The 5,220-nt window shown below is 36.6% G+C and carries 2 protein-coding genes; one reads left to right on the top strand and one right to left on the bottom strand.

Annotated features, from left to right (window positions below; all coding sequences use genetic code 11):
* The first annotated feature begins 144 nt into the window (after positions 1–144).
* The gene (locus tag ABXH34_RS17640; RefSeq protein ID WP_353573199.1) at positions 145–2,277 is read left to right on the top strand and encodes a sensor domain-containing protein; all 2,133 of its coding nucleotides are present in this window, start codon (positions 145–147) and stop codon (positions 2,275–2,277) included.
* Between the two features lie 363 nt (positions 2,278–2,640).
* Here the strand turns inward: ABXH34_RS17640 and ABXH34_RS17645 are convergent, their stop codons facing one another.
* The gene (locus ABXH34_RS17645; protein ID WP_353573200.1) at positions 2,641–4,878 is read right to left on the bottom strand and encodes a CHAT domain-containing protein; all 2,238 of its coding nucleotides are present in this window, start codon (positions 4,876–4,878) and stop codon (positions 2,641–2,643) included.
* Between the last annotated feature and the right edge of the window lie 342 nt (positions 4,879–5,220).

Consider the following 5,220-nt stretch of genomic DNA (forward strand, 5'->3'; position numbering starts at 1 on the left):
AGTAAAAATCCATAAAAGACCTAAGCCAAACCATGTTAACCAGTAGCGTGGCATGAGTAATGCGATAAAATCTGTTTGCATAGAGAACAATATCTTTTTATTATGCTATGTATAAATTGGCCTAAGACCGATATTCAGTAATGAATGATAAAAACAAATGGTTTTGCAACCCAGCAAAATTCAATCAATTTTGGCGAGAACCTACACCACCGAATGCTTATGCACATTTTACTTATTGAAGAAGATGCCCAAGATTATCTCATAATCCGCCAATTTTTGGATGAACAAAGCGGAAAATCAAAAATTGACTGGGCACCTAATTATGAAAGTGCGCTCAAATCATCTAAATCAGAAACTTATGATGTTTATTTGATTGGCTATTACGCACGCCACAGCAAACAAGAGGCATTTTTAAGGTGGCTCTATCGTTTTGCTAAAGCCCCTATCATTTTACTCCTCAAAACCGAAGACGATACCCAACACCTTGACCTATCTGCACATAAAATAGATTATCTCCTGAAAAAACAATTGAATTGGAGTTTGTTGCACCGTGTGATTCGTTATATTAATCAATTGATTGATATTGAGAAATCTTGTCAACATTATCAACTGTCATTTAAACATGCAGTACAATTTGTCGGGATATTTTCCCCCAAAGGCAAAGTATTAGAAGCCAATCAGACCGCATTAGACAGTATTAATTGTTCACTGGAGCAGGTGCAAAATCAATATGTATGGGAAACGCCGTGGGCTAAAAATAATCAGGCACAATTTAAATCTGCCATCGCAACTGCAGCACATGGTGAATTTACTCATTATGAATTGGAATTAGAAACCGAGCAGCAAAACCCAACTATCATCGATTTTAGCTTGACCCCCATTAAAAATGAAATGGGCAAAGTATTATGGCTGCTGGCTGAGGGACGTGATTTAAGCGAACGCAAAGATATTGAACAGCAATTGAATCATGCGACATTACATGACCATCTCACAGGCCTACCGAATCGCCAGCTATTTTTTGAATATTTAGAACGTGCCATGCAAAAATTAGCACATAACCACCGACGGTTAGCAATATTATTCATTGATATTGATCGATTTAGAATGGTGAATGAAAGTTTAGGTCATGATATGGGTGACTGGCTGTTAATGGAAATTGCAGAACGCTTGCAGAGTTGTATTGCGCCTGATAATTTACTCGCCCGATTTGGCGGTGATGAATTTGCAATTATTCAAGAATATGTCGATGATTTAGCCGATGCAACCCGTTTGGCTGCAACCATTAATCAGGAATTAGCCCAACCCTTTTTGCTCGATGGGTGTGAAGTGGTGACTTCAGCCAGTATTGGAATAACTTATAGTTATGATGAACATGATGATGGCGCAAACTTACTTCGAGATGCTGACACCGCCATGTATCGAGCAAAGATGATGGGGAAATCGCGTTATGCTGTATATAACCAAAGTATGGAAACCAATGCTTTGTCTCGGCTTAAGATTGAAGCAGAATTGCATCGTGGCCTAGAACGAGATGATTTTGTTTTATTTTATCAACCACAATTAGATTTAGAAAATGAGCAAATAAGCGGTGTAGAAGCCTTAATTCGATTCAATCATCCATACAAAGGTTTGATGTCTCCTGTTGAATTTATTCCTATTTTAGAAGACAGCGGTATTATTGTTACACTCAGCGAATGGATTTTGCACACGGCATGTACTCAATTTAAAATATGGCAAGCGCGGGGATTTCCGATGCAACGGATTGCGGTGAACTTATCTGCGTTACAATTTAGAAGTCAAAATCTAGCCAGTTTAGTTGCCAAAGTATTGCATGACACCCATTTGGATGCTCAACATTTAGAACTGGAGTTAACCGAACATTCTTTACTTGAAGATACTCACACTGCAATCAAGACGATTAACCGTTTTCAAGAAATGGGGATTTGTGTGACGATTGATGATTTTGGAACGGGTTACGCTTCATTAAATTATTTAAAACGTTTTCCAGCCAATTGTTTGAAAATAGATAAAAGCTTTATTCAAGAAATTACCAGTTCAAAAATTGATGCGGAAATTACTAAGGCTATGATTAATATGGCTCATGCTTTAGATATGTCGGTAATTGCTGAAGGCGTGGAAACTATTGAGCAACGTGATTTTTTGCATCAGAATAATTGTAATTTTGTGCAGGGTTATTTATATGCGCCAGCGATGTCGGAACATGATTTTATAGCATGGGCACATCAATATTGTAAATTACAACATCATGTGATTTAAATATGATTTTTATATTTTGAGACAACAAGGTGCAGTATCCAAGGACGGTATCTGCTCTTTTGTATTAGTACCTCATGTTACGAAAATGTAAAAAGTTTGAAAAAGTAGGGTGGAATAGATGAGCCTTTGATGTTAGTTATTATTACTAAACTCTCTCTCACCGTATTCCACCATCCCAAGCGTATCGCATATCTTGCTGGAAAACGCTGCGCTATAGTCAATTTCGGATTGTAGGATTGGCAGTCCTTTTATACTTTAAATATCAATCACTTTTAAAATTGAGGACTGCCAGTCCTGTATCACTTTAAAATAAAACGACTATATTCCACCCTACATTAAGAAGCACTGCCAATCTTTTTGATTTTAGAGCCAGTTACCAATCAATAAGAACGGTGCCCAAAATACAGGATGGCGGAAATCACGCTGTTTGGCTAAAGCCACTTGTGAACGGCGTAAGGCTTCTGCTTTAGTAATGTTGTTGTCTTGCATGTGCTTGTAGAATTCAGTCACCAATAAGGCTGTTGCTGAATCGTTTACAAACCATAAACTGGCTAATGCGCTACGTGCTCCTGCTTTAATTGCAACCCCTGCTAAACCTAATGCGGCTCGTTCATCGCCAACTGCGGTTTGACAAGCACTCAAGGTTAACAATTCAACCGTACTCTCTCTAAACTCACTAAACGATAACATCCGCTCTAATCTATCCATCGTAATCTTATCATCATAAGTCAATAGAAACGTGTCTTTTGGATTAGGACTAAATTGACCGTGCGAGGCAATGTGAATAATCACAAAAGGCATTTCTTGCAAGGAATCATTGACTTTAGTAATAGAAAACGCTTCATCCATTAGCACTGAGCTTTGCTTGAATAAACTACTAATATTACTGATTTCATCAGGTACATTTGGTAACGCGGCAAAGCCTTGCACACTTTGTGATAAGCCATTAAGCAAAATACTTAAATTATTACGTGGTAATGGACTAGGCGTGGTTAAATCTAAACTAGGTGTTGTCGCAATTGCATACTTTTCAATCAGGAATTGTTCTCTATCATGTAATGCAGATAATGGAATCATCCGCAATGCACCATCAGGAATAAAAACTAAGGTATCAATTTCATGTTTTTCTAATAATTCATCTAATGGTCTAATTAACCAATCATATAATTGCCAAGCTTGGCGCAAATAGCTACGGCGGGTTTTAATTTGTAAATTCTGTTGAAAATCAATAATAACTTGCTGCATGGTTTCTAAATCAACAGACACTGAAACCTGATAGATTTTTTCAGACACGCTTAATAATAGCTCGGTACGTTCTGGCAGTAACACGGGATAGAATACAGCAGTATTTTTTAAATGGGATTTATCAACATCAACAGGTGTTAATTCTTTTGCTGTCACACATTCATCTTGGAAATAATCCTGCAATTCGGCTACTTTTAATTTTTCAATAGTATCAATTGCTTGAGATAATAATTCTTGTTTTTTAGCTTCATCAGAGATTAATGCTGCTTTACGTAATAACACATCAGATAAACCAAAATACACAGGGCGAATACGTTCTAAAAACACACTACTGACATCACGTTGACCGTTTGATAAACCTGAGCGAATCGGTTGTAAATATTCTAAGGCGCGGCGATAGGCTTCCAACGCACCATCAATATTATTTTCTGCAACTAAAATACGCCCACGTTGCCATTCCCAACGATATTGCAAATCTGGCATTTCTTGGGATAAGAAAATCGCTTGATGTGTTAAGTGCATCGCTTCATCATAACGTTCTGATTGTTCATATAATTGGCCTAAATAACCACGAGCATACGCGGTCAAACGTTTATCATCTGTATTGATTGCTAATTTTAAAGCTTGTTGCAAAATATCATAAACGAGTTGTTGGCTATCAGGTGCTTGCTTATGAATCATTAAGCCTAATTGGCCAAGAGATAATAATCGGAAGTTTTTTGTTGAATCATCAGGTTGTTTTTGAGTATGAGCTTGGGCTATTTTTAGGGTTTTAATACTATCTGGAATCGCTTTTTGTTTCAGATAAGCACGTACTTTATTAGCTAAAGCTTGACTATATAAGGCTTCATCTTTTTGTTGCTGGGCAAGTGTAATTGCTTGGTCATAAGCCTCTTGAGCTAAAGCATACTGTTTTTTTACCCCATGAAAATTGCCTAAATTATTATAAACATGAGACAGTAATTCAGGGTTTTGAGCCTGTTGCGCCATTTCTAAACTAATTTCAATTTCAGTTTGGGCATTATCTAATTGCTGAATTGCAAGGTAAGCATCACCTAAACGGCTGTGTAATAATATTTTTTGGTCAGGGGATAAGTTATCTAGTTTGGCACTCAGTAAATATTTTAATACCTTAATTGAAGCGGCATAGTAACCTTGTGCTTGCAAACGTGTTGCTTGCTCGATTAAAGTCTGTTCCTCAGATTGTTCCAAATCAAGATTTTCAATTAACCTTTTTTCTTGCAGAGCCATACTGCAACTACCTACAGCATCATCAAGTTGTTCCACAGCAGAGCTTTGAGCAATATTAAGCCAGTATAAACTCATTATGAGTATAAAAAGATGGGGCAGTCTCATAAAGAAAATTCCTGTTAAGTGGTTCTAAGCTGTTCCTATGTTACTACATTCTCAGTTAATTGGGCTATCTTAATTATGTAGCATATTGTTTCTCTTGAAAGTATTGATATTATTTTCCACTCGACTAAATACCGTTTTATCCATCAAGAACGTTTCAATAACAAACAGACATTTCTACAACTTTCAAATTTAAAGCTAAATCTGCTGTCAGCCCTTTGATTCGGCCATTATCAATAAAAAAACATTATTTTTAGTGTGAATTTAATTGCCTTTTGTTTATAATGGTTGTTAACGAAAAAACCAAATTAAATACCGTTTATCTTGTAAAAACAAGAGTAATTC

It is taken from the genome of Candidatus Albibeggiatoa sp. nov. BB20 (assembly GCA_016744725.1).
Taxonomy (GTDB): Bacteria; Pseudomonadota; Gammaproteobacteria; order Beggiatoales; family Beggiatoaceae; genus Albibeggiatoa.